The organism is Lentzea sp. NPDC055074 (genome assembly GCF_053608005.1).
Genome location: NZ_JBSGUQ010000007.1, coordinates 273,372 through 298,244 on the forward strand (window position 1 = coordinate 273,372; position 24,873 = coordinate 298,244).

General features: G+C 69.0%; 19 protein-coding genes. 9 read left to right on the forward strand and 10 right to left on the reverse strand.

Annotation, left to right across the window (positions count from 1 at the left end; translation table 11 throughout):
• Positions 1–10 precede the first annotated feature (10 nt).
• The 6 genes from ACWF7A_RS19220 to ACWF7A_RS19245 form a co-directional block, all read right to left on the reverse strand.
• Entirely contained in the window at positions 11–451 is a 441-nt protein-coding gene (locus ACWF7A_RS19220) for a copper resistance CopC family protein (RefSeq protein WP_452251792.1), read from the reverse strand.
• The gene (locus tag ACWF7A_RS19225; RefSeq protein ID WP_452251793.1) at positions 448–1,050 is read right to left on the reverse strand and encodes a DUF1775 domain-containing protein; all 603 of its coding nucleotides are present in this window, start codon (positions 1,048–1,050) and stop codon (positions 448–450) included. The genes ACWF7A_RS19220 and ACWF7A_RS19225 overlap by 4 nt, the downstream gene beginning before the upstream one ends.
• 66 nt (positions 1,051–1,116) lie before the next feature.
• Positions 1,117–1,701 carry a hypothetical protein gene (locus ACWF7A_RS19230; protein WP_452251794.1) on the reverse strand — a complete coding sequence of 195 codons (585 nt, stop codon included), beginning with the start codon at positions 1,699–1,701 and terminating at the stop codon, positions 1,117–1,119.
• An 11-nt stretch (positions 1,702–1,712) separates the two neighbouring features.
• Positions 1,713–2,153 carry a hypothetical protein gene (locus tag ACWF7A_RS19235; RefSeq protein ID WP_452251795.1) on the reverse strand — a complete coding sequence of 147 codons (441 nt, stop codon included), beginning with the start codon at positions 2,151–2,153 and terminating at the stop codon, positions 1,713–1,715.
• Positions 2,154–2,326: 173 nt separating this feature from the next.
• Positions 2,327–3,025, reverse strand: coding sequence for a lipase family alpha/beta hydrolase (locus tag ACWF7A_RS19240; RefSeq protein ID WP_452251796.1), 699 nt, complete (start codon positions 3,023–3,025; stop codon positions 2,327–2,329).
• A gap of 213 nt (positions 3,026–3,238) precedes the next feature.
• A complete protein-coding gene (locus tag ACWF7A_RS19245) occupies positions 3,239–4,012 on the reverse strand; it encodes a DeoR family transcriptional regulator (RefSeq protein WP_452251797.1) in 774 nt (257 codons plus the stop codon).
• Positions 4,013–4,120: 108 nt separating this feature from the next.
• On the opposite strand from ACWF7A_RS19245, the gene ACWF7A_RS19250 reads away from it, so the two are divergent.
• The gene (locus ACWF7A_RS19250; protein ID WP_452251798.1) at positions 4,121–4,912 is read left to right on the forward strand and encodes a DeoR family transcriptional regulator; all 792 of its coding nucleotides are present in this window, start codon (positions 4,121–4,123) and stop codon (positions 4,910–4,912) included.
• Between the two features lie 256 nt (positions 4,913–5,168).
• Here ACWF7A_RS19250 and ACWF7A_RS19255 read toward each other — a convergent pair whose 3' ends face one another.
• From ACWF7A_RS19255 to ACWF7A_RS19270, 4 genes are all read right to left on the reverse strand, one after another.
• Entirely contained in the window at positions 5,169–5,990 is an 822-nt protein-coding gene (locus tag ACWF7A_RS19255) for an IclR family transcriptional regulator (protein ID WP_452251799.1), read from the reverse strand.
• Between the two features lie 307 nt (positions 5,991–6,297).
• Positions 6,298–7,452 (reverse strand): hypothetical protein, encoded by a 1,155-nt coding sequence (locus ACWF7A_RS19260; RefSeq protein ID WP_452251800.1) that lies wholly within the window; start codon positions 7,450–7,452, stop codon positions 6,298–6,300.
• A gap of 146 nt (positions 7,453–7,598) precedes the next feature.
• Positions 7,599–7,895 carry a hypothetical protein gene (locus tag ACWF7A_RS19265; RefSeq protein WP_452251801.1) on the reverse strand — a complete coding sequence of 99 codons (297 nt, stop codon included), beginning with the start codon at positions 7,893–7,895 and terminating at the stop codon, positions 7,599–7,601.
• A 366-nt stretch (positions 7,896–8,261) separates the two neighbouring features.
• Positions 8,262–9,113 (reverse strand): alpha/beta hydrolase, encoded by an 852-nt coding sequence (locus ACWF7A_RS19270; protein WP_452251802.1) that lies wholly within the window; start codon positions 9,111–9,113, stop codon positions 8,262–8,264.
• A 1,822-nt stretch (positions 9,114–10,935) separates the two neighbouring features.
• Between ACWF7A_RS19270 and ACWF7A_RS19275 the strand changes: the two genes are divergently transcribed.
• From ACWF7A_RS19275 to ACWF7A_RS19310, 8 genes are read left to right on the forward strand one after another with little or no spacing between them, the layout of a single operon-like run.
• Entirely contained in the window at positions 10,936–13,161 is a 2,226-nt protein-coding gene (locus tag ACWF7A_RS19275; RefSeq protein ID WP_452251803.1) for a VWA domain-containing protein, read from the forward strand.
• Positions 13,162–13,184: 23 nt separating this feature from the next.
• Positions 13,185–16,340: a tubulin-like doman-containing protein gene (locus tag ACWF7A_RS19280; RefSeq protein WP_452251804.1), complete on the forward strand. Its 3,156-nt coding sequence runs from the start codon at positions 13,185–13,187 to the stop codon at positions 16,338–16,340.
• A 14-nt stretch (positions 16,341–16,354) separates the two neighbouring features.
• Positions 16,355–18,532 carry a hypothetical protein gene (locus ACWF7A_RS19285; protein WP_452251805.1) on the forward strand — a complete coding sequence of 726 codons (2,178 nt, stop codon included), beginning with the start codon at positions 16,355–16,357 and terminating at the stop codon, positions 18,530–18,532.
• Positions 18,529–19,527, forward strand: a complete 999-nt coding sequence (locus ACWF7A_RS19290; protein WP_452251806.1) for a hypothetical protein — start codon at positions 18,529–18,531, stop codon at positions 19,525–19,527. The genes ACWF7A_RS19285 and ACWF7A_RS19290 overlap by 4 nt, the downstream gene beginning before the upstream one ends.
• The gene (locus ACWF7A_RS19295) at positions 19,524–20,597 is read left to right on the forward strand and encodes a TRAFAC clade GTPase domain-containing protein (RefSeq protein WP_452251807.1); all 1,074 of its coding nucleotides are present in this window, start codon (positions 19,524–19,526) and stop codon (positions 20,595–20,597) included. The genes ACWF7A_RS19290 and ACWF7A_RS19295 overlap by 4 nt, the downstream gene beginning before the upstream one ends.
• Positions 20,594–22,702, forward strand: a complete 2,109-nt coding sequence (locus ACWF7A_RS19300; RefSeq protein ID WP_452251808.1) for a DUF4231 domain-containing protein — start codon at positions 20,594–20,596, stop codon at positions 22,700–22,702. Before ACWF7A_RS19295 ends, ACWF7A_RS19300 begins: the two co-directional genes overlap by 4 nt.
• Positions 22,699–23,937, forward strand: coding sequence for a toll/interleukin-1 receptor domain-containing protein (locus ACWF7A_RS19305; protein ID WP_452251809.1), 1,239 nt, complete (start codon positions 22,699–22,701; stop codon positions 23,935–23,937). Before ACWF7A_RS19300 ends, ACWF7A_RS19305 begins: the two co-directional genes overlap by 4 nt.
• Positions 23,934–24,839, forward strand: a complete 906-nt coding sequence (locus tag ACWF7A_RS19310) for an AAA family ATPase (RefSeq protein WP_452251810.1) — start codon at positions 23,934–23,936, stop codon at positions 24,837–24,839. Before ACWF7A_RS19305 ends, ACWF7A_RS19310 begins: the two co-directional genes overlap by 4 nt.
• Positions 24,840–24,873 lie beyond the last annotated feature (34 nt).

The following is a 24,873-nucleotide window of genomic DNA, read 5'->3' on the forward strand; positions in this document are numbered from 1 at the left end:
TCGTGCGGGTTCAGCGGTGCGCCAGCCGGTACGCCGTCGCCGCCACGCCGACGACGGTCGCTCCCGCCACGAGCCACACCCACCACGGCGTCGGTGCCCTGCCCTGGAGCGAGAACCGGTACTCCCCCTTCACCTGCACGCCGTCCGGAGGTGTCAGCTCGTAGCTGACGAGGTAGTCGCCCGCCGGCATCGCGGGCCGCAACGGCACGGTCAGCACGGTGTCGTCAGCGCCGATCATCGGCTCGGACCACTGCTCGCCCCCGCCCGTCACGGCGATCGAGTACGGACCGGCACCGCCGATCGTCCGGTCGAAGGTCAACCGGACGTCCCGCGGTGCCACCGAGATCGTCGAGTTCGTGCCCGGGTTGGCGGACACCAGGGCGGGCGACGCCGAGGCCTGCGGTGTGAGGCAGAGGAACAGCAAGAACATCACGAGCAGCACGCGTGTCATGAGATCCCCTTGCGGCGGATGAGGACGAACCCGCCGACGGCGAGCAGCAGGCCCACGGCGAGCAGGCTCACCACAGCGCCCCAGGGCACGTCGGAGGCGATCGTGGCGTGGTGTCCGTGCCCGGACGGTTCGGCCAGCGCGACCATCGGCGCCGGACGGTCCGGTTGGTCGTCCCACCTCACCGTGCTGCCGTCGGAGAGGAACTGGGTCGCGGGCAACAGGACGTGGTCGGCGTCGGCGGGCAGGGGCCCGAGAGTGACGCCGAAGTCCTCGTAGTGCTCGTTGCCGCCGGGGATTCCGCTGTCCGCACGGGCGGTCCAGACGACCGAGGTGACGACACCGCCGTCACCTCGCTGCACCGCGGCGTCCCAGCCGGGGACGGGACGGGTGCGGGCGGTCGTGATGCCGAAGGAGGGGGCGAGCGTGACTTCGAAGCGGGTGGTGGCTCGGGTTTCCTCGTTCGGCACGCGCAGCACGACGGTGCCGTGCCCGCCCTTCTCCGGCGGACTGTCCGGCGCGTGCGCGGTCACGTGGGCGGCGGCGGTGCCCGTGCCCAGTGCGAACAGCAGGGTCAGGCACGCGAGCGACTTGATCAGCATGGTGGGCCTCGCGGGTCGAGGGGGCCCCGGACGGGAGAGTGCCGGGGCCCCGGTGGGCGATGGGACTCAGCAGACCGCGTTGACCTCCTCGGCCCTGATGTCCCACGCCTGGCCCTTGGTCTGGCCGTCGACGCTGCCGTTCACGTACCAGTAGTAGTGGCCGTAGTAGCGGCTCCCGAAGTGGATCTCCCACGTACCGTTCACGCGCGACTTCTGCTTCGAGGCGAAGATGTTCACCTTCTTGCGGGGCTTGATCTCCTGGCGGACCTCGTCCGTCTTCGTCTCCGAGAACGACCACTCACGGGAGTAGTTCGCCTTGATGGACGCCTCGAAGATCTTCCCGAGCTCGACGCCGCCGCTGATCTCCACACCGAACGTGTTCTTCGTGCCGGTGGTCGCGGAGTAGTTGATGACCCTGGTCATCAGGCTGCTCGTGCAGTTGGTCCCGCTGCCCGCCAGCTGACGGGAGCCGTTGAAGATCTCCATGGCGCCGTAGGGCTTGAACTGGCAGTAGTCCGCACCCGCGCACCTGTACATCAGTTCCTGCGTGGTCGGCTGGCCGGCGTGCGTGGCGTTCGCGGCCGGCAGGGCCGTGAACATGGCCGCGACCGCCATCGCCAGCGCCGCCAGCACCTTGCTCCTGCTGATCATGTCGTGCTCCTTCAGCTCAGGCCGATCTGGGAGGTGCGGTACCCGGCGAACGTGAGGTCCGGGTGGTTGCCCTGGAACGGACCGTCGCGGTTGCCGTCCTTGCGGTAGAGCCACACCCAGCAGGTCGAGAACGCCTGCGCGGAGTTGACCCGGTTGCGCCAGGAACTGTCGTTGAGCGCCAGGAAGTGGTCGACCCTGTCGTTCTTGGGGCACGGCGCCGGCACCCAGATCGTGAGCATGTCGCCGGTGTAGTCGGTGCCGGTGTAGATGCGCGCACCGATGACGTCCGTGCTCTTGCGCACGCTGCCGGCACCGCTGCAGCCGAACTTGCCCGTGCTGAACGAGAAGTCGCACTGCTGGGCCGCACTGGCCGCCCCCGCCGGTACCAGACCGAAGATCGCGGCACTCACGGCCAGCACGGCCGCGACCCTCCGCGAGAACATCTTTTTCATAGGACTGAACCCTTCTGTGGAACATGTGCAGGGTGTCCGGCGCGAATCACCTGTCCCGCGGGACGATCCGTCGACCGGAGATCCGCGGCGAACACTAGGAAGACGAGGACGAGAGCCTCAACGGAAGTGCCGTCCACCGAAACAAGAGCTCGCGGTTCTCCGTCGAATGCCGGTCAGACTCCGAAACAGTCCAACGCGATCGCCCTGCCCTGCAGCGCGTCCCGGATCCCGCTGTGGACAGTGCCGTCGAAGGGCATGCCGAGGTGGACCACGACCCGGTACGGGCACTGCGACTGCACCAGGACGTTCGTGGCGCCGTCGTTCATCCGGGCGTTCTCGATCGGTCGCACGAGCGCGTCGAAGCGGGTGTAGAGGTTCGTGTACCGCACCGCTCCGACCGTGTCGTCCCCGGCGTTCAGGCTGTTCAGGAAGTCCGATCCCACCTTCATCTGCTGGCAGGCGACGATTCTCAGGCAGTCGCCGCCGCCGAAGAAGTCGGCGATGTTCGCGACGACGGTGCCGTAGTGGGGCGTGGAGAGGGTGACCAGGTTCGCGACCTCTCCCGCGCCGCCCTCGTTCTTGAGGTACTGCCGGGCGACCAGTCCGCCCTGCGAGTGCGCGACGAGGTCGACCTGGCTCGCGCCCGTCGCGGCGCGGAAGTCGTCGGCGAACCTGTTCAGATCGCGTGCGGAGACGCGGATGTCGGCCGTTCCCAGGCCGGTGAGCGGGAAGACCGCCACCGCACGTCCGTCCGCGCGGAGGCGGTCGGCGAGGGGCTTGTAGAAGAACGCGGGACCGAACGTACCCGCAACGACGACGACCGGGCGCGGGACCGCGGCGGCGGCCGGAAGCGCCAGAACAGCGGATGTCATCAGGAGAAGGGAGATGCAGACGGCGGAGATTCGTCGAATCACAAGGCCTCCTTGCCCTGGAACGAAGAACGCCGGAAATCCCGCACTCGGGGAGCACGGGAGGAACGAGATCGGCGAAGGTGTTCCGGACGCTAACAAGGCCCGGCGCGCGGGAACGTGCTCGTTCCGCTCAGCGGCACAACCTGCCGCACGGCGGGAAAGCGTTGCGCCGGATCAGGAGACGGCGAAGATCCGGAGCCCCGCGGCGCGCAACGGCCCGGCCACCGCTTCGTCGAGGGCTCGGCTCGTGATGCACGCGTCGACGTGGTCGAGGGAACAGACCACGTGCTCCCCCGGCTGGTCGAGGGCATCGGGCGGTACCACGACGATGCCCCGCCGGGCGGCGAACGCGGCACGGCGCCGGGCGAAGGCCTCGGGTTCGGTGCGCGCGAGGAGTCCGTCGACGCTGACGCCGGCACAGCCGAGCACGGCGAGGTCCGCGTTCGTCTCGGTCTCGCGGTCGGGCACGACGCGGTGGGTCGCGTCCAGGGTGCCGGCGGGCACGACGACGGTGAAGCGGTCGGAGTGGCCCGCGAACGGCGCGAGGACGGGGAGCGACTCGGTGTGCACGACGACGCCGGACAGGTCGCGCCGGGAGACGAGCGCCTCCGCGACGGCCCGGATGCCGGGGGCGTGGTCGAGGACGATCGTGTCCCCGCTGCGGACGAACGCGGCCACCATGGTGCCCACGGCCGGGTCGGCCCAGTCCGCGCGCGCCGGTCGTGCCGGCGCGGCCGTGCCGGAGCTGGCCGCCGCTCCCCCTCGGACCCGGTGCAGCGCACCGCACTCCTCGAGCGACCGCAGGTCCTGGCGGATGGTCACCTCGGACACGCCGAGCTCCTGCGCGAGCGGGCGCACCTGGACGAACCCGAGCTGCCGGACCACCGCGACGATGCGGTGCCGGCGTTCGGTGACGGTGAGATCGCCGGGTCCCTGCTCGGTGGCCACGACCCCTCCTCGCTCGCCGTCCCGTACCCGGCCTTCACATTCGAAGGCGAGAATGTTGAAACCTAAATGTACACTGGGTGAGCGGCGGCTCCAGCACGCTCACAGCCCGTGGCGACGCCGGCGGGTGGCGAGGAGGACGGGATGGCGGGACGACCACCGTCGGACCGTGTCCGCAGGCAGGGGCAGCTCCTGGAGATCGTGGCACGGGCGGACTTCGTCGGCATCGGGGACCTCAGTCAGCGGCTCCAGGTTTCGGAAGTGACGATCCGGTCCGACCTGCGTGACCTGGAGGCCGCCGGGCACGTGCGCCGCGTGTGGGGAGGCGCGCAGCCAGCCGCGAGCGAGTCACTCCGAGTTCGCCGCGATCCCGTGGCGGAGGCGGTGATGGCCGCGGCCCTGCTGCGCTCGCACGACACCGTCTTCCTCGGTGCGGGCCGGCTTTCGGCCGACGTCGCCGCCGCGTTGCACCAGCGCTCCGACCTCACCGGCATCACGGTCGTGACCGGCGACCTGGCGGCGTGCGAGCAGCTCGCGGGCGACCTCGACCGCTTCACCGTGCGCGTCACCGGCGGAACGCTGCACGGCGGGGTGCTGAAGCCGGCTCCGGAAGCCGGACAGCGCGATCGTGTCGACGTCGCCTTCCTCCCGTGCCACCGCGTGGACACCAGCGGCGTGGTGCACCTCGACGAAGACCAGTCGGCCGCCGTCGAAGCGTTCTCCACCATCTCCTCCGGACGCACCGTTCTGCTCGCCTCCGCCGATGTTCTCGCCGCGACCGGCGGAACGCCCTGGCTCGCACTGGGCGGAGAACACACCCTCATCACCGCACCGATCCAGAACCGCCGTGCTCTAGAACGACTGCGCGCCACCGGAGCACAGCTGCTCGTGGCAGCGTCCTGAGCGAGCCCGAACACCGGGAGCCCGGGAAGTCGGCAGGCCTCTACCGCGGCGTTCTCGATCTGGCTGCAGGACGACGAGGTCGACCCCGCCCACCGGAAAGTCCTGGCCCAGCGCCTCGCCGAACTCGCCCACCGCACCAGAACGCTTGTGCTGCAAGCGGAAACGACCCGCGTGTTGCTGGAGGTCGTCCGACTCGGCGGCGACCCGCGACATCACCCGACGCATCGCGGGATGAGTGGTCGAAACGGAAGCCGCGCTACCCGAAGGAACGACCGGCGATCCCGGCTCCTGGCGAGGGCGGGTCCTCCGGAAAACCGTGGACGGGCGAGGTGCGGATGCTCTGGTTCACGGCGTGACAGGTCGCCATGATCGCGGCGCGCAGGGCCGGGACGTTGCAGCCGGGCGCCCGCACGACGACGGTGAGCGAGGCGATCACCTGTCCTCTGTGGTCCACCACCGGCGCGGACACCGCGGTGTGCGCCTCCGGCACCGCGCAGCTCACCACCGCCACGCCCTCGCTCCGCACGGCGGCCAGCCGCGACCGCAGCCGCTGAGGGCAGGTCGGGACGTTCTCCGGCACCGCGAGCAACTCGCCCGTGAGGACCTGCTCCTGCAGGGCCGCCGGGCCGTTCGCCAGCAGGCACTGCCCTTGCGCGGTCGCGTACAACGGAGATCGGCTGCCCACGCGGTACGGCGTCCGCACCGCGTCCGGTGCTGACAGCAACTCGGTCATCACCGCTTCCACGCCGTCGAGCACACTCAGAACCACGTGCTGCCCGGTGACGCCGTGCAGCTCTCGCATGAACGGGAAAGCTCGGACACGAAGCCCTTCCGCCCGCGGCGCGAGCGTCGCGAGCTCCCACAGACCGAGCCCGATGGTGTACCCGCCCTCGGCGCACCGTTCCAGCGCCCCGAGCCGCACCAGCGTCCGCGTCAACCTCAGCACGGTGGACTTCGGCAGGCCGGAACGCGCGCTCAGCGAAGTCAACGACAGCGGCCGCCGTTCCGCACCGAACGTGCGCAGCACCCGAAAAGCCCGCTCGAGCACCGGTTCGCCGATGGTCTTCGTCTTGTTCACGTCCGCTCGCACCTCCATCCGTCCCGAAGTGGCGGTGGCAGCCCGGCTCACCGCTCGGCGTGACGCTGTCGATCACTTTCGAAACTGTAAGTTCGTTGTTTCTGATGTGTCAAGAAAGCCGAGCTGCCGTCTCAACTGGAGAAGCTTCGACACATGAGGGTTACTCGCACCACAGCACTTTTTCGCGCTGAGCAGCAACCTGATCGCCAGCACAAGAACAGACGCGGAAAACACGTCCACGTGGTTTCACTTTCGAAAGAAAGTTCGTGTTCATGCGCGCCTGCGAACCCCTGAACGGCCTTCGCGGTCAGAGGCCGTCCCGGACGCTCCGCATGATCTTCGAGCGAAACCCCGAGAAGGACGCCCATTCGAGCCGGTCGCTCCACTCGAGTTCGTGGACCGCGGCCTCGTGCCTCTCCGCGAGCATCGCACTCAGCAGGGTCTCACCGGCTCGTTCGGAGAGCGCCAGGTACAGGCGATAGCTCTCGGCACGGAGCACGAGCGTGGGCATGCGCACGGCCAGATCCGTGACGCCACGGCCGAGCTCCAGCATGGCGCGGAGCTCGGCCGGTCGAGACTGGTCGCCGCGCAGGAACGCGCGCAGCCGGCACAGCCCCCACATGATCGCCGCGGTCATGTCCAGCGGGTCCAGGTCGGACCGCAGGACGGAAGAGGCCGGGATCTCCAGCTCCGTCCCCTCCTCCCCCACGGCGATGCGCGCGAAGGCGTGGTGCGCCTTGAAGAGCGAAGCCTGTCGTTCGAGCGGACCCACCCCCACCGGCGACGAGGGCCCGTCACCCGTCGTTGTGGAAGCGGGGCCGCACCCCGCCTGCTGGACGAGGTGGACCACACTGCGGTACAGCTCCGCGGCGCGCTCCGGATCACGGGATTCCAGCGCCATGGCCAGCTGACAGCGCCTCACGACCATGAGTGCGTGGAGCATGCGCATGACCCCTGGGTGGATCACGCCGGCGGATGCGGCTCGCGTCACCTGACCGACGACCTCGGAGATCAGCCGGTCGCTCAGTTCCGAGAGCCCGATGATCCCGGTGGTGGTCGCGGCGGCGACGAGCGCGAAGGTCCGCTCCGGCCCGGGGTCCATGGTCTCGGCGGCGGCCAGCACCTCGTCGAGCCGGCCCAGGGCTTCGTCCACCTCCCCTTGCAGGAAGGCGGCGGCGATGCCGTATCCCAGAACCCTGATGCGCGCGACGTGGTCGCCATCCGCGTCCGCCGACCGCAGGACGGCCTGACACGCGGCTTCCGCCTCGTCGTAGCGAAGGAGGTTCACGAAAGCCACCGACCGGATGTACAGCGCCAGCCGCCACCGGGCCCTGTCCACGGGCAGATCGGGTTCAGGGCCGAGGTTCTCGGTGCGGTCCACGACTTCCGCGAACCGGCATTCGATCATCATGCAGGCGAGTTCCGCCGCCACCGGGTCCGCGTCTTCCCCGCTCGTGAACACAGCGGATCATTGTTCACCATCGATCACGCGGTCGCCACACACGTCCTGATCGCGTCCGCCGATCACCCACCATGACGTACGAAACCGATCTCCCAGACGCATGCACGCACTCGTGCAAGTCCAGTTTGGACAGACCTCGGACCGGTTCAGCCGCGCCGCGCCGGGGCCGGCAGACTGCCGATGATCTTGTTCGTGATCCAGGCGACGGCGTCGGCCGAGGTCAGTGGCCGACGCGAGGAGAGCAGCAGCTGCGGGGCGTCGCGCCAGACGCTCGTCCACGCGTCGAGCGCTGCCTGCTCCGCTGCCGTCTCGCGATCGGCCTGGGAGCCCCCGGTCCGCACACTGATCAGGACCAGGCGGTAGAACCGGACCGACAGCAGGTCGTAAACACGGCCGAAGGCGGTCCGGTCACCCTGGGCGACGGCGGTCATCAGCTCGCCCAAGCACATTCGTTCGAGCGCGCATCCTGGAGTCCGCGCCGATGGCAAGGCTCCGCGAGTCGGCGAAGCCTCCTCCACGTCCTGCGCGGTGGACTCGCGCGCCGGAGACGCCATCACTCGGCGGGACACGGTGACACCCAGTACGTCCCCGGCCGGTCGAAGTTCCGGGTGCACTGCGCCTGGAACGGCTGAGGAACTGCCGCCGTGGTGAAGCGCATGAGATCACCTTTCGCCGTCTTCTGCTGCCCGCAACGCTAGGGCCGTCCCCGGCCGTCTGCACGACGGCGGCCGCGTGCGTGGTCACCGCACGATTCGCCCAGGCCAGAGCACAGGGTGATGCCGGCGTCGGGTGTGACACCGAGGCCGTGGTCAGGACACCGCCGCGCCGATGGCCCCGGCGACCATGGCCATCGTGGTGCGGGCGCGGACGGGGTTCTCGGTGAGGAAGTAGTGGTCGGCGCCCGGCGTCTCGTCGTGGTGCACCGGCACGCCGGCCTCGCGCAGACGTGCGGCGTAGCGTCGGCCGTCGTGGCGGAGCACGTCGCGTTCGGCGGTCAGCACCACGGCGGGCGGCAGGCCTGACAGGTTCGGCGCCAGCAAAGGAGAAGCCCACGGCTCCAACCGGCTGGCGGGGTCGGGGAAGTAGGCCCGGCGCACGAGCCGGCGGAGCTGCGGCGTGATCATGCCGGGCTCGTGCCCGGGTTCGTCGTGGAAGTCCAGCACGGGAATCCCGAGCACCTGCAAGGCGGGCAGCCAGCGTCCACCGTCGCGGGCCTGCAGGCTGACCGATGCCGCCAGGTTGCCGCCGGAGGAGAACCCGCCGACCGAGATCTTCTCGCCGTCGAGCCGCAGTTCGTCGCCGCCCGCCGCCGCCCACGCCGCGACGTCGTGGCACTGGTGGTGAGCGACGGGATAGGCGACGTAGGGGGCGGCGCGGTAGTCGACGTTGAGCACGGGGACGTTGGTCGTCGCGGCGAGGTAGCGGCACCACCAGTCGTCCATGAACGGGTAGCGCATCAGGAACGCTCCGCCGTGGAAGTGGACGTGCGCGGCGCCGGGCACCGGCGCGGAGTGCGGCTGGTAGACGTGCACGCGGACGCGGCCGTGCCGGGTGGGCACCCGGATCGTCCGAGGCCGGGGCAGGTCCGAGCCCGCGAAGCGGAGCACCTCGCCATAGCGCACGGTCCAGCGGGCGGTGGCGTGCGTCGTCGCTGCGGCCATCCAGTCACTGAGTCTCACACTGGTTCTTTCGTCGCCCGGGGGTTCAGCGGATCGAACCTCGCCGTGACGCGTTCCGCTGGCCTGAGTGAGCGGCGACTTCAGCAGTAAACCCGCCTCGTTGCGTGTCCGGTCAGGCCCGTCACTAAGGCAACAGAAACAGACCGATCGCTGTCTAGTACTACAGCAGTAGGCCGTGTTCTTTGAGTCGTCGCTGATAGTGGCATCATTGGGCTCGGTTTGGTGGCGTCGAAACCAGTGTGACCAGGCTTTGGCGTGGGACCGCGGGTACGGGGTGCAGGTCAAGGCGGCGTGCATGCGCCTGATCTTGTTGACGCTCAATGGGATCAGGCCATCATCACGGTCTGCAGAGCCCACCCGATGTGCTCATTTGCCGACCACTGCACAGGGCACCGGCAAACCACTGGCGATCAGGCTTCGGCCGGGCAACGCTGGATAAAACACCGCCGCCGACCACATCGCGTTAGCTCGGGATACGTTGCGGCAGTTGCCATCCACCACCAAGCGCGGACGGGTCGACCGAAAGGTCCTCGTCCGCACCGACGCCGCTGGCAGCACTCAGGAATTTCTTGAATGGCTGCACGTAAGAAACTGGGCTACTCACTCGGTTCACCTACCCGACGACGCGGTCGAGCGCCTGGCCCGCGTCCCCGCACACGCGTGGCCCCCGCCTACGACAACCGCACCCCACGCGACGGACCCTGGGGCGCCAAGGCCACCGGCGTGCTGGAGCTGTCCAGATGGCTTCAGGGCATGCGGATCATCGCGCGGAAGGAACGCCCACACGCCGACGCGCAGCTGCGGTTCACCGACGCCGACGGCCCGGCTGATCGCGTTCGCCACCAACGTCAACTGCCGCTAGCTCGCCGACCTTGAACTACGTCACCGCCGCCCGGCCCGCGCCGAACACCGCATCCGCACCGCGAGGGCCACCTGGCTGACCAACTTGCCCTTGCACGGCTACGCCCACAACCGGATCTGGGTCGCGATCGTCGCCTCGCCCTCGATCTGACCGCCTGGACCCCAGATGCTCGCCCTGACCGGCCATCAAGCCCGCAGATGGGAATCCAAACGCCCGCGGCTACGCCTGTTCTCCATCGCCGGACGCTCAAGCGCCACGCCTGACAAATCCATCTCCGGCTGGCCCGCCACGCACCCTGGACCGAACTGGTCCTGACTGCCCAACAACGCCTGCACCGCCTACCGCAACCGACCCGACCCGCATGAACCCGTTCCCGCGAACCAAGTACCACCCTCATCGAGCAGTGGATCCCAACGATGCCCAGCCGAAAACGGTCCACCGTGACGACCCCGAACACCGAAAGGAGGACGCCCACGAGCTACCTGACACGCCCTCAAGCCGGACCGTCACCTACACGAAAGGCCCGGGTCAGTAGTGCCGCCGCATACTCGCACCGCCGCTCCCGACCGTCCCGTCCATTTTGAAAGCGCTCCCGGCTTGAGACGAGGGTGACCAGAGGTCGCAATCCACCTGATCAGCAGGCACTTCGGTCGACTCGGCACCTCCCCTCCACCACAGACATCTTTTGGCCATAATTTGTCCACTATTCAAACGATGCGGACACCAGGAGTCGCGAACGGCAGGCAGAGCGTTTCACTGTCGCACATTTTTCACCCGCTTAGCGCAGCAAGTCGCAATCCAATAACAGTGGAATATTTTGGACCCAGCGCTGCCTGCGACCCAGTCGCGAGAGATCGAGGTAACGAATCGCCGCATGCCCCCGATCGAAATACCGCGATCTGCCCGTGCTCCATTCCACCAGCGTCAGTGGGTGAATTACTCATGCGTCTCTCAGTGCTCGCCACAACGGTGGCAGCCGTATTGCTGGTGCAGCCGTGGCCAGGCGCGGCGGCGCGGCAGCAGCAGCCCGTTCCGACGGTCTCACCCGCGCACATAGTGGTGCTGGTCGACGAGTCGAGCAGCATCAGTGAGCAGGACATAGAACGTGAGCGGGAGGCCGCCGCGCTGATCGCGCTCGGCGAGTTCGCGCCCTCCAGCTCGATCGCGGTCGTCGGTTTCGGCAGCGACAACGGCGCCCAGTCACCGGTCGACGTGGTGTGCCCGCCGAGCACCGTCACGACCGCCCAGGACCGGCAACGGCTCAGCGAGTGCGTGCGGAACCTGCGCAGCCGCCCTTTGGGCCAGGGCGACGGCACCGACCACGCTGCCGCACTGCAACAGGCACTCACCTATCTGCGTGGCGACAAGCAGGGCCCGAAGCTCGTTTTCATCCTCACCGACGGCGAGCTGAACGTGAGTGACAGCCCGAGGTACGGCACCGACAACGTCGGCGACGAACGCAACAAGGAAGCCTCCCGGCGGGTCGGCAAGACGCTCGAAGAGGCGGTGGCCGAGAAGGTCCAGGTCTGGCCGCTCGGGTTCGGCAAGGTCAACCGCGGACAGCTCGACCGGTTCGCGGCGGAATCGTTCCAGGGCAAGTGCGGGCCCAAGTCACCCACGCCGTCCGCCACCGTCGTGAACAGCAGCGCGGACGTGGGCGAGGCGTTGGTCCAGGCGTTCCAGGCAGCGCGGTGCGCGGGCGCCGGCGCGATCCAGCGCACGCCCCTCAGCAGCGGCGGCGAGGCGGAGGCCGAGGTCGTCATTCCCGCGATCGCGACCGACGGCTCGATCATCGTGACGAAGCACGACCCCCGCGTCTCGGTGTCCTACGCGGACCCGGCGGGAAGGACGGTGCCGAAGTCCGGCGACCAGGACGGTTCGTCTTTCCAGATCAGCGGGGAGAACGGCGTTGTAGAGGCGCTGCGGATCGTGAACCCGGTGCCGGGCACCTGGACCGTGAAGATCAAGTCCGCGCCGGGGGTGCCCGCACTCAACGTCAGCACCGTCGTGATGTACCAGGGCGCGGTGCGCTCGAACATGACCGCTAACCCACCCGCACCGCGTCCCGGCGATGAGGTCACCGTCACGCTGAGCCTGCAGACGCGCACCCGGTCGATCACCGACCCGTCCGCGTTGCGCGACCTCTCATTCACCGCAGACGTGACAGGGGACGGCTGGGCCACACCCATCACGCTCGGCGACGACGGCCAGAACGGTGACCCCACCGGCCAGGACGGGATCTACACCGGCAAGGTCGTCATTCCCCAGCAGGCCAAGGGATCCGTGAAGTTCACCGGCACGGTCGCGGGCATCGGCATCAGCGGTGACACCCGGACAGTCGACGCGGACATCGTGCAAGGTCCACCCGAACTCACTGCGACCGGCACGTTCGGCAACTCGGACCGCACCGTCGAGCCGGGCGGGTCGATGAAGGGATCGGTCACCGTTACCAACAGCTCTGGTCGTGCCCGCAAGGCCAGGATCCTGGTGGCCGACCCGGCTCCGGGAACGCTCGCGACCATCCCCGGCGAGCAGACCGTACTGCCACTGCCTCCGTCGGGCACGGGCACGTTCGGTTTCGACCTGGCCTTCGCCACCGGCACGGTCCAGGGCGCCAACGCGCTGACACTCCGGGTGGTCGACGACGAACGGCCCGACGACGTGATCTACGACTGGCGGATCACCGCGGACGTGAAGCCGGACCACACGGCCGCGATCACGGCCGCGATCACGGCCGCCGCGCTCGTCACCGCTGCGGTACTCCTGATCATCAGGTGGCGCCGCCGCAGGGATGTCCGTGGACTCGTCGTACACCTCTACGAGGGCCACAGGTCGCGTGGAGACCTGGCAGCACCGGAACAGCCGTCAGCGCGGTTCCTCTTCCACCTCGGCGAGGCGGGCGCGGGTGTACCACAGCTCGCGCACTCGGCCGGGGCCGAGGACGGATACGTCCTTAGCCGCAACGGAGGCCGACTCACGTTGCGCACTCCGTACGGCGAGACCCGGCAGCTGACCGTCGGCGACCGCGTCGAGGTGAGTCCCACGCTGTCCGTCCAGGTGCTGGACGAGCACGCCCAGGCCGAGCTTCCCGGCGACCGGCACGACCCGCTCGCCACCACCCAGTTCTCCGGCGACCAGCCCGCCGGTGGCAATCACCACCTGCTCTAGCCACGGGCAGCGGAAGGACCACGATGCAGATCTACCAACCGATGATGTACGTCGGACTGGGTGGCACCGGCTGCCGGGTCGGAGCTGAGCTGGAGCGCAGGTTGCGCGAAGAGCTCTGTGGACCGGACGGCACCGAGCTGCAGCACCGCATGCAGGGCAAGAACTTCCTGCCCTACCAGCTGCCTTCGTGCCTGCAGTTCGTCTACGCCGACCTGTCGGAGGACGAGTTCGGCGCGCTGGAACGCCGGGTGGTGCCCGACCCCGAGTACCTGCCGGCGGCCGAACGCACCATGCACCTCGTGCGGGAACTGGTGCCGCACCATGACACGTACCCGGAGGTCGCGCGCAGCCTGCGCCTGGCCGCACCGAGACTCGTCGACCCCTGGTTGCCGCCGCCGCAGGGCGAGCCGCGCATCGGCCCGCTGGCCCGCGGCGCCGGCCAGCTGCCGACCGTGGGCAGGGCGGCGCTGTTCGAGACCTTCCGCGGCGGCACCTCGGCGGCGCAAGCCCCGTTGCGCAAGGCGGTTGGCGCGATCAACAACTCACTGGGTGAGCTCGCGCTTCTCGGTGGCGGCAAGAGATCGCTGTCCTGCGACGTCTTCGTGGCGTTCTCGGTCGCGGGCGGCACGGGAAGCGGCATATTCTTCGACTTCCTGCACCTGATCGGCGACGTCTTCGCGCACCAGGACTACCGCGCGCGCATCTTCCCGTTGGTGCTCATGCCCTCCGCGTTCGACGAGGGACTCGGGGGCGGCCGGGCCGCGCGGCTCAACGCGGGCCGGTCGCTGCTCGATCTGTTCCGGCTGGTCGACGACCAGAACGCGCAGGTCGCGGGTACCGAGCTGGACAGCTCGGGCGTCAGCGGCACGTTGTCGGTGCGCTACCCGGATCGAGAGGAGATCCGGCTGCGCGCCTCCACCGTGCAGACCGCGTTCCTGTTCGGCAAAGGTGCCGGAGTACAGCGCGACGACCTGCACCGGTCGATCGTGTCGCTGGTGCTGTCGTTGATCGGCACCGATCTCGGCACCGAGGGCGACGGCGGCCGCCAGGCCATCGCGCAGACCTACATGTCATTCGCGGACAGCTTCATCAACAGCGCGGTTGAACGCGAGGTACCCGCGCCGACCGGGATCGGCAACCGCGGCGTGTCGACCAGCTCCGTCGCGTCGATGACTGTGCCGGTGGACGACATCGCGGACATCATCAGCGCACGTCTGCTCGCCGCAGCCGTGACGGAGCTCGACGAACCGGGCGCCGGACTGGCGGAGAACAACTCCGCCTACATCGAGAGGTTCTTCACCGAGTCCAACCTGGACCCGCTGAGACTGCGCGCGCCAGTGCCGATCAACGAGGTGACCGCCGTGTCCGGAGCGGAGGCGATCACCCGCGTGCTGGCCACCCGCGCCCGCACGATGGAGTCCGGCCTGCGGACACTCGAACAGCAGCTCTCCCGGCAGATACCGGACCTGGTGCAGACCTTCGACGCCGGCCGGGCGGTGAAGTCGCTGCTCGGTGAGATCGACCTGTTCCGCCTGCGCCGGGTGCTGAACGGCCACGACGGGCTGTCCGACGAGGCCAGCGCACTCGGGTTCGCACGGATCCTCGAACTGCGCCGCGGTGAACCCCTGGCGCCGCCGGGGGTGACGCTGCAGCCGCCCGCCTCCGCCGACATCAAGGGCAAGTTCCTGCGCAAGCTGCAGTTCTCCGACCCACCGGTGCGCGCCGCGCTCGCGAGGCAGGACGAGTGGTACGGCTGGCGCGCCCGCCGGATCTGGCACGCCGCGTGGAACGACCAGGCGGTGCGCTGGGACCTCAAACTCAAGGCCGTGCAGCAGCAGGTGCTCTCGCTGGTCAACGCCTTCGAGGACCACGCACGGCAGAGCGAGCGCCGCTTCACCGCCCGCGCCCGCGAGCTCTACCAGCAGCGCGTCGGCGTCACGTACCTGCTGCCGCGCCAGGGTGACCTGGAACCGTTCTACCAGGCGGTGGTGCGCCGGTTCGTGGACTTCTACGTGCACCAGGGCGGCAGGCTGCACCCGACCGCCACGCCCGGCGACCTGGTCACCGAGATCCTCGGTGATGAGGGCTGGAAGCTCGTCTACGACATGATTCTCGACGGACGCGGCGCCACCATGGCGGTGGCGCACATCAAGGACCGGGTCAAGCAGGCGGTGAAGCGCCTCTTCTCCTACCGCGACGGGCAGCACCGCCCGTTGCTGCCCGCTCTGCAGGACCTGCTCGCCGCGGCCGCCGGCAAGCCGGGCGTGGCCGTGGGCGACGACGAGCTCGCACAGTTCCGGGAGAAACTCGCGGGACTGGTGCCGGGAGGCTTCGCGCCCAGCGGCACCGGTCGCATGCGCATCCTGTTCAGCTATCCCGCCGGCACTAAAGACCCCGAGCTGGAGAAGTACCTCCAGCAGGAGGTCACGCTGCCGCGCACCGGCGCGGTGGTGGAGTTCCGCCCGATCGCCGCCGAGTCGATCACCGTGGTGCTGTTCCGAAGCTCCATGGGGCTCACCGAGGTGCCCGAGGTCCGCGAGGTGCTCAAGCACTGGTCCGACGCACTCAAGAACGAGGAGCAGCAGGACTTCCTGCGCTGGCGCCAACGCCTCGGGTACGACTTCGGTTATCTGGCAACGGTTCCCGAGCACCGCGAACGCATTCTGCACCACCTGCTGTGCACCGCGTGGAACGACCAGATCTCCGTCGAGGGCGACGAGGAGTCGCCTACCGCGATCCACGTCCGGCTCGGCGAGGGCGCCCAAGCGACCATGAAGCTGCCGCTCGAACCGTTCGGCCGCATGTCCGCGTGGGCCAGTGTCCTGTCGGCCTACGAGGCATGGGTGCTCACCGACGACGAGCAGATCCGCCGCGACTTCTGCGCCAAGCTGATCGGCGCGACCCCGCGCGGGGTGGACAGCAGGCCGATGAAGCCCTCCCGGCTCTACGACCGCATCATCGGCATGGCCGCCGACGAACTCGCCAAGGTCGACCAGGAGCTGCGGCAGCGCACCGGTGACAGCGGCGTTCGCCGGTTGCACGCGCTGCGCGAGTTCTGGGAGGACACCCTGCCAGGCGCACTGCGACTGCCGTTCCGCGGCGTCAACAACCCGTTGCAGGACAACCTGTACGACCTGCGCGAGTGGGTCGCCCGCGATCCGGAATGGCTGCGCCCGTGAACTCTGATCCGGTGATGACGCTGGACCTCCGCACGCCGGAGGGCCAGTCCTACGCGGAGAACCTCCAGCGCCCCAACGCGAACGAGCTCGGGCCGTCGAGCAGGGTGCTGGTGGTCGACACCACGACGGCGTTGAGCGACCACCACCTGTGGTTCGAACGACTCGCACGGCTGCCCCAGGTCACCGCGATCGTGCTGGTGACCGTCGGCACGATCGACCCCGGCCACCGGAGCCCGGTGCTGCGTACCCCGTCCGCGCTCGCCAACGTCGGCGTGACGCTGTGGGTGGGCGACGGCCCCGGTGTGCCGTGGGAGGGTGGCTCGCAGCGGCCCGGCGCTGGTCGGGCCGAGGCCGATCTCGACGACCTGCTGACCGCGCTGCGGTTCCCCGCGGTGTTCGACCGCGTGTTCGCCGCTGTCGCGACCATGCCGCACCAGGCGGCCAACCCTGGCCTGGAGGTGGACTACGCGCTCGTCGATCCCGCGATGATGCGGGCGTTGCGGCTGCGGGTGCTGCGCCAGCTGGTGGCCACCGGTGTGGCCGCGCGCCAGCACGACCGGGAGTCGACCGAGCTGGCATCGGTGGTGCGCGGCGTGACCGACGGAGCGCCGGTCACCGTCCGGCCGGGCTCGCCGCTCGCGGAGGCCGCCAGGGCGACCGAGGTCAAGGTCGGCGCGGCGGTGAAGGCGGTCGAGTCGTTGCACGGCCTCGCCGGGCTGCTCGGTGGCCGCCGTGCACACCTCGTGGTGCTGGGCAGGCTCGCAGATGCCGGCGAAGCCGTCGCGCACCACCACCGCGTCATCAGGCGCGCGCTGTCCGACATGGACTCCAGCCTGGCCGACGGGTATCCGGCGCCGAGCGAGCTCGCCGAGCAGGGCCTGCCCTCGCCGACCGAGGTGAACTCGGTCGAGCTCGCGAGCTCGTTGCGCAAGGCGCTCAGCACCGAGCTGACCGCCGGCCGGACGCTGCCCGGTCTCGCCGAGCAGGCTCGTGGTCTGGGCAACCGTCTCGGCTCCGCGCGCGGTCTCGGCGGCTCCTCCGGGGAAGCCGGCGCCGCGACGGCGTCGTGGGTGTCCGACCTGCTGTCCCCGCAGCCGTTTCGGCTCTGGCCCACGCCGGTCATGCACCTGCTCCCGGTGGTGTTCCTGACCTGTCTGCTGACGGCGTGGGTGGCGGGTCCGGTCTGGGCGTCGGGTGTCGGCCTGGTGTGGCTGGGTGCCATCGGGCTGCTGTTCGCCCGTGCGCCAAGCCGTCTCGACGCACGACTGCCTATGGCTGCCGCCGCGGCGACGGCGGTGCCGAGCGTCCTGGCGGGCACCCGGTTCCCCGGGCTCACACCGGGAACAGTGCTGAGCGCGGTCGTGGTCGTCGGCGCGGTGGCGACCGCCGTGGCCGCCGCCGTGATGGCCTGGAACCGTGCGGTGACCTCCTGGCCCGCCGTGGCGCAGGTGCGCAGGGCGAGCGCGGCGCACCGCGAGTTCGTCGGCCGATTCGATCGTGCGATCGCGGAACGCTGGGCGCCCGCCGATCACAACCGCAGGCTCGCGGACGCGCTACTGGTGGTGGCGGGCGGCATCGACGCGATGGCCTCCGTGCTCACCGACGTGATCAAGAGCCGGCGGGAGGACGACGATCACGCCATCGGGGGCAGCGGCGCGGAGGGCCTGAGCGAGGTGGTGCACCACGACCTCGTGGAGATCACGATGGAGGTGCTGCGCCCGTCGTTCGAGGACATCTCCTCCCGCATGCCGCTGTCCAATGACACGGAGCGGGCGTTGCGGCGCGCGCAGGAGCTGATCGGCGACTACAACGACCACGTCGAACGGGTCGGGCTGCGCGAGCTGCCGCTGTTCATCGTCGACAACGGCCCGCGCCGGCGCCTCGCCGCGACGCTGTGGCAGAGCTCCGACTCCCCTCGGAGGATCTTCGGGCTGACCGAACGCAGCCGCATGACCCAGCTCTGCGCGGCCGGCGACATCCGGCTGCTGCAGGCCGATGGCGCGGTCGTCGTGCACTTCGCGTCCGCCGACATGGATCTGCCCGCCACTGGCACCACGGAGATCGTCCGCACCCCCGGTGATGCCGTCGGCGCCCTGCGGCTGACCCCGATCCTGCACGGCTACGTCCAACGAGAGGTGCACGCGTCCGCCGCGGACACCACCTCCACGTCCGAGGAAGGAGGGACGACGTGACGTACTCCGCCACGAACTACGACACGCTCACCGGCCGCGGCCCCGACGGCAAGCCCATGACGTGGCAGGTGAGGGTCGTCGACTCGAGCTCCGTGCCCGACTCGGCGCTCGCCACAGACAAGGTGAAGACCCACGAGGGCGAGGTGCTGCTGTGCCGCTACCTGCCCGAGACCGATGACGTACTCGGCCTGCAGCGCGTGGAGACGTTGCTGGACAACGAGATCCGGGCGCTGACCAGGCTGCGCACCCGGTACGGCACACCAGTACCGGAGTTGCCGGCGCTGGTCGGCTACGACTTCGACTCGGCGGAGCCGTTCCTGCTGCTCGAGCTGTACCGGGGCAGGCGCCTTGACAACGGCCTGAGCGACCTGATGAGCACCGAACGCGACCAGTTCACCGTCGGGCTCTTCCGGGCGCTCGCCCAGCTCGCAGCGGTGGGCCTGGTGCACGGTTCGGTCGGTCCCGCGTCGTTGTACTGGGACCGCGACACCACGCAGCTCACCCACCTGGAACATTCGGTCGCACACGGCGAGGCCTACCGTTCGAGCCCGCCGGGCAGTGAGTCCACCGCGCACCCAGGCGACGACGTGCAGGCGGCGGGCCGCGTGGTGTTCGAGCTGTACACCAGCAGGCGCCTAGGCCCAGGCGAGGTGCCCGACCTCGCGTCGCAGTCGGAGTACCTGGCCCGGTTGCTGAGCGGTGTGTTCGCCCCGCAGCCCGCGGACCGCCCGACCGCGGAGGAGATGCTGAACCGGTTGGGTGACCGCGCCCCGTTGCCGCGGCCGGTGAACGTCTTGAGCCTGATGCGCACCGGCTACGAGAGGTTCGACCTCCTGCGCCCACCGAAGACCACCGCGCCCCCTAGGGCCATGGCCGCACCCGCACCGGCGCCAGTGTCGCGGCCCTCCCGGCGCAAGGAGATCCCGTTGGCACCACTCGCGGTGTTGCTGTTCCTGGTGCTCGCCACCGCCGCAGTCCTGTGGGTGATCCGATGACCACCCCCGCGCCCCAGAAGGTGCAGTGCCCGATTTGCCTGGAGTTCATCGACTGGAACGAGACCGAGCTGTTCCGCTGGGTGGTCGACGAGAGCGGCGCGCGCTGGGAGCCCGCCGATCTGTCGAACATCAACAACCCGGTGAAGTGGCAGGACCGGCACGACCGCTGCTACGTGAAGTGCCCGAACCCCGCGGGGGAGCACCGCGAGCACCACATCCCGGTCACCTACCGCAACCACGAACCGCCGATCATCATCGGGCTGGTGGGACCGAGCAAGTCCGGCAAGACCCATCTGCTGGCGAGCATCGTGCACGCGGCGCTGCGCAACGACCTGCGCCACTACGGACTCGGCTTCGAGCCGGTCGACGAGCTGCGGCACGCCTCGTTCCAGCGCGAGATCACACAGCTGATGCGCGGCACACCGTTGCAGGCCACCGACTTCTTCAAGGAGGAGATCACCACCTACCTGCTGCTGCGCACCCGGTCCGGGCGGGCACGGCCGGTGGTGTTCTTCGACGTGGCCGGTGAGGACTTCACCAGGGTGGGACCGCGCAGGCTCGGCGGCCAGTTCGTGCTCGGCGCGACCGCGCTGATGTTCGTCGACGAGCCGGCCGGTGCGGTACCCGCCTTGTTCGGGCGTGGGCCCGGTTCCCGCAACGAGGCGTTCGCCTCCGCACTGGACCGCCTGGAAAGGCGGAAGGACATGGCCGACCTGCCGATCGCGGTGGCGGTGTCGAAGGCCGACCAGCTGCGCTACGAGCAACCGGTCGACCACTGGATCCGGCACGACGACTTGGACCACGCGCTCGACGACGGCCTCTTCCGGGCTGAGAGCAGGGACGTGTACGCGTTCCTGGAGCGCTATCGGGGTGAAGCGATGCTCGACGTGTTCGCGAGGTTCAAGCGCGGCACCCTGCACGTCGTGTCCGCGACGGGTGGCGGCGCCGACAACGACAACACCCAGTTCCCCCGAGGTGTCCGACCCGCACGGGTGTTGTGGCCGCTGCTGTCGCTGCTGGCGATGTGCGGCGCGGTCGAACACCCATTGGCCCAGGAGGTGGGCAGATGACCGAACTCGATCAGATCGTCTTCGCCGGCGTCGGCGGCGAGGGCGTGAAGCTTGCGTCGGCCTCGTTCCAGACCGACTCGAATGCCGACTGGGACGGCTGGGAAGGCAAGCTGAAGCTGTACGCGCGGCTGCTCAGCGAACCGCCCGCGCCACCACCACCGACGGAATCCTTCACCTACATCGCTTTTCCGGATTCCACCGCCGCGTTGATGCGGCGCTTCGCCAAGCCGGGTGCGGTCGGGCGCAACACCGCGCACGCGCTCGTCGGTGAACACCGGATGATCGCTCAGCTGCTGCCCAGGCTGGCGGGCTTCACCGGCTGGTACGACGACGCTCCCCTCCAGCTGAAGCTGTCGCCGGCGGCGGTGGCCGATCTCACTGCGCCCGGCACGTCCGTTGTGGACGACGAGCTGCTGATGCCGGTGCTCGCGGCCGCTCTGAAACGGCCGGGGGCGGGCTGCAGCGTGATCGGGTTTCCCGACGACCCGCGGCTGCGACTCGCCGTGGCGCTGCGCCTGCAGCAGTTGCTGCCCGGAGACGACTGGACGTTCTCCACCTACGAGATAGACGACGTGGCCAGGACCCACCTGCCAAGGCTGATCTTCCTCGCCTCGTCGCCCACCGGCCAACGGCACAGGCAGGACGGACGGCAGCAGGTCGTGATGGGCGAAGTGCTCGACACCCAGGACCGCTGGGTGGCGGCCGCGAGGGAGATGCTGAGCGGCACCGGAAACGGAGTGGTGCACCGGGCCCCGGTCCAGTCCGGCGGGAGTCCCGCCGCGGAGCCCGGCCCGCGGCACTCCCAGCACCAGCCAGAGCAGCCCACCCAGGTGCTCGAACGGGTGCCCGCGCCAGAAGAACCGTCCGATGTGGTCACCAGGACCGAAGGCCGGACGAGACCTTTCACCCAGCCGCAAGCGCCGCCGACCGCTTCGCTGGACATCGCACAACAGGTGGAGCTGCAGCAGGTGCTGTTCGGCGACGGTCCCGTCACCGAGCGGCTGCGGCAGCTGATGAGGTGGGTCGAGGTCGTGGACTCGTGGACCCTGCGGCACAGCGCTCCGGCCTGGGTCCACGACCTCCGCCTCCCGCCCTCGCTGGCCGTGTTCCTGATCGAACACCTCGACGAGTGGCAGGACCCGGAGCTCGACCGCGCAACAGCCCTGCGCTGGCGCGCAGAACAACGGATGCACCTCGTGTGGCAGGACGCCGGCGGCCAGACCACCGACACCTCCGTCCACGCACCGGATCTCCGTCCCGCGCAGGCGGTGTGGGAGCAGCAGCAGCGGTGGTCGGTGCGGGCCGGCAGAGCCAAGCAGTGGGTGCGGGCGTGTCGTTTGTTCGTGCTGCTGACGCTGGTCGCGGGCGCGGTCGGAGCCGTGGCCACCGCCCAGTTCTCGACCGGTGACGTCGCGCTGATGAACCAGGTGGCGACCGCGACGGCGATGGCGATGCTCATCGGGACGTTGACCCGCTCGGCCGTCCAGCCGTTCCTCACAGAGGTGTGGACGAAGGCACGTCAGAACTCGGAGGGGCTCAAGGCCGCTGTCTACCGGTACCTGGCCGGTACCGGCCCCTTCGGTCGCGCCGACGCGGGTCAGATGCTCATCAATCTGACGAGCGGTTACGGCAAGACCAAGACGAAGGTAGCGCCCGAGCGAGTCCGAGGGCTTCCTGATTTCGCCGACGCCGCCGGCTACCGGAAGTACCGCATCGACAGACAGATCGAGCACCACGAGAAGAAGGCGGTCGGCTACCAGAACGCGCTCTGGGTGGCCGAACTGGCCGGGATCATCGTGACGGCGGTCGCCACGATATTCGCGTTCATAGGCGTGTACACCGGGCAAAACACTCTCGTGTGGGTCGGTGTCTGCACCTCCGTCACCGGCGCGATCGCCGCATACGTCACCCAGGCGGGCTACGAACAGCTGATCACCGGCTACCTGCGCACCGCTGGCGAACTGAAGGACGTGTGCGAGCGGCTCCCGAAAACGCCGGACCCGGCGGCCTACCACGAGTTCGTCACGGCGTGCGAGCACGTCCTGGAACTGCAGAACAAGGACTGGCTGGAGCAGCTGCGGTCCTCGGGAAAGGCGCGGTCGTGACGGACTACCTCTGGGACGTCTTCATCAGCCACAGCACGAAGTCGGCGCCTGAGGGCAACGCCAGGAAGTTGTTGCTGGAGCTCGTCGACCGGTTCCCGCTGGGCGCCTGCCGGGTGCAGGCGGACCAGATCTTCCTCCACCCGGGAGACAGGTGGGAGGAGAAGATCGGCGACCGGATCAACGAGAGCCACTTCGGCATCGTCCTGCTGGACGCCAACGCGTTGGACAGCAAGTGGGTGCGCCGGGAGGTCCGGCAGATGCTCGACCAGCCGACCCGCAAGAACTACCGCATCATCGCGATCTTGGTCGACCTCACCCGAGGGCAGGTGCAGGAAGCGGGGATCGCGGAGTTCACGAAGCTCGTGGAGGAACTCCAGACGCTGTCGATCGAGGCTGCGGACAGCACGGACGCCCTGCGGCAACTGGAGCACGTTTTGTCGCTGAACGTGCTCGCCCACCTCGATGAACGCGAGATGTCGCTGGTGCGGCGGCTCGCCTACTTCCTGCCGAGCGACCCGAAGATGCTCGAGAAGATGTGCGGCCAACTCGACGAGAACGCCACGCTGGCTCCGTTGCTGCCCAGGGAGGACCTCGCTTACCGCATCCTCAACTCCAGGCTGAGCATGCAGGTTCGCGCGATGTTCGCCGGCAGCAGCGATGAACTGCTCAGCTCGGTCGACAAGGAGAGACGAGCCCGGCTCGCGGACCTGATCGAGCCGAGCTGGATCGACTTCGACTCCGCCCGCCGGGTCATCGACGACTCACCGGGCCTGAACCGGGTCTGCGTGCTGGGTACTGCGAACCCAGTCCCGGACGCAGACAGCACCGGCATCTGCGTGGCCACTGGCAAGAACTTCGTGCACAGGGCAACACATTGGGACAGAGGGCGGGTGCGGGTGGAGAAGGCCGGCGACATCCCGTACGGCGAGCCGTACGAAGTCGCGCCACTGCTGCGCAGGCAGTACCGCTGGAACACCTTTCAGACGAACTACCTGGTACTCGAGGCAGGACGGAGCCGTTCGTCGCGGCTGACCGGTGTCCACGCGGTGCAGGCGAACTGGCCGGACGTCGTCGTGGTCCTGGTGATCGGGCCGGACGCGGACCCGGACGAGGAGGCCTTCCGCGACCACCTGGGCGGGAACTACTGCCACACCGTCGTCGAACACCAGCAGGAACTCGACGCGATCGAGGCCATGGAAGACATCCGGACCTATCTGAGTGTGGAGAGGCAATGAGCATCGGCACGGGAGCCGCGGAGATCGAGAAGTTCGCCGGCAGATACGTGCGGTCGGACGACCTGGATCTCGCCGTGCGAGTGGCGCGGGCAACGCAGCGGCCGTTGCTCCTGTTCGGAGCGCCAGGATCGGGCAAGTCCACTTTGGCCAAGCACATCGCTTACACCGAAAACCTGCGCTACTACGAACACGTGGTCACCGCGCGCACGTCGGCACAGGACCTGCTGTGGTCGTTCGACAGCGTCCGCAGACTGGGCGACGCGCAGCTGCGGTCGCAAGACCTGCAGGACGAGAAATACGTGCTCCCCGGTGTGTTGTGGTGGGCGTTCGACCGCGCGAGCGCACAGGATCTTCCGCGCGCACGGGAGTCTTACGAGTCCTGGAACTCCGGGAAGCGGGAACCGGGCTCCGTCGTGTTGATCGACGAGATCGACAAGGCCGACCCGGACGTGCCCAACAGCCTGCTGGTACCGCTGGCAGGCCGGTACTTCACGGTCACCGACCTGCGCGAGCCGAGGATGGTGCAGGAGTCGTCCACGCCGAGCCTGATCATCATCACCTCGAACCGGGAACGCGAGCTGCCCCCTGCATTCGAACGGCGCTGCGTCGTGTACGAGCTGCGCAACCACACCAGCGAAGAACTACGGCTGATCGCGGAAAAGCATTTCGGAGAGAACCCGACCGCCCTGCTGGACCAGTTGATCGAGGAGTTGCTGCGCGCCCAGGCCCAGGCTGAGACAGACCGCCGCAGGCAGCCGAGCACCGCGGAGTTCATCGACGCCATCAGGGCGTGCCGAGGCGTGGGCGTCACCGAACCGCAGGACGCGGACCTGGGCCCGATCCTCAAGATGATCTTCGAGAAGCGCTCCGGGGGCGGCGATGCCGGGGAGTGGCTGCCGTGACGCCCGCGATCTGGTATGCCGACGTCATCAGGGC

Coding starts and splice junctions, on each gene's coding strand:
- ACWF7A_RS19220 (WP_452251792.1), bottom strand. CDS start 451: ATGACACGCGTGCTGCTCGTGATGTTCTTGCTGTTCCTCTGCCTCACA.
- ACWF7A_RS19225 (WP_452251793.1), bottom strand. CDS start 1,050: ATGCTGATCAAGTCGCTCGCGTGCCTGACCCTGCTGTTCGCACTGGGC.
- ACWF7A_RS19230 (WP_452251794.1), bottom strand. CDS start 1,701: ATGATCAGCAGGAGCAAGGTGCTGGCGGCGCTGGCGATGGCGGTCGCG.
- ACWF7A_RS19235 (WP_452251795.1), bottom strand. CDS start 2,153: ATGAAAAAGATGTTCTCGCGGAGGGTCGCGGCCGTGCTGGCCGTGAGT.
- ACWF7A_RS19240 (WP_452251796.1), bottom strand. CDS start 3,025: ATGACATCCGCTGTTCTGGCGCTTCCGGCCGCCGCCGCGGTCCCGCGC.
- ACWF7A_RS19270 (WP_452251802.1), bottom strand. CDS start 9,113: ATGGCCGCAGCGACGACGCACGCCACCGCCCGCTGGACCGTGCGCTAT.
- ACWF7A_RS19275 (WP_452251803.1), top strand. CDS start 10,936: ATGCGTCTCTCAGTGCTCGCCACAACGGTGGCAGCCGTATTGCTGGTG.
- ACWF7A_RS19280 (WP_452251804.1), top strand. CDS start 13,185: ATGCAGATCTACCAACCGATGATGTACGTCGGACTGGGTGGCACCGGC.
- ACWF7A_RS19285 (WP_452251805.1), top strand. CDS start 16,355: ATGACGCTGGACCTCCGCACGCCGGAGGGCCAGTCCTACGCGGAGAAC.
- ACWF7A_RS19295 (WP_452251807.1), top strand. CDS start 19,524: ATGACCACCCCCGCGCCCCAGAAGGTGCAGTGCCCGATTTGCCTGGAG.
- ACWF7A_RS19300 (WP_452251808.1), top strand. CDS start 20,594: ATGACCGAACTCGATCAGATCGTCTTCGCCGGCGTCGGCGGCGAGGGC.
- ACWF7A_RS19310 (WP_452251810.1), top strand. CDS start 23,934: ATGAGCATCGGCACGGGAGCCGCGGAGATCGAGAAGTTCGCCGGCAGA.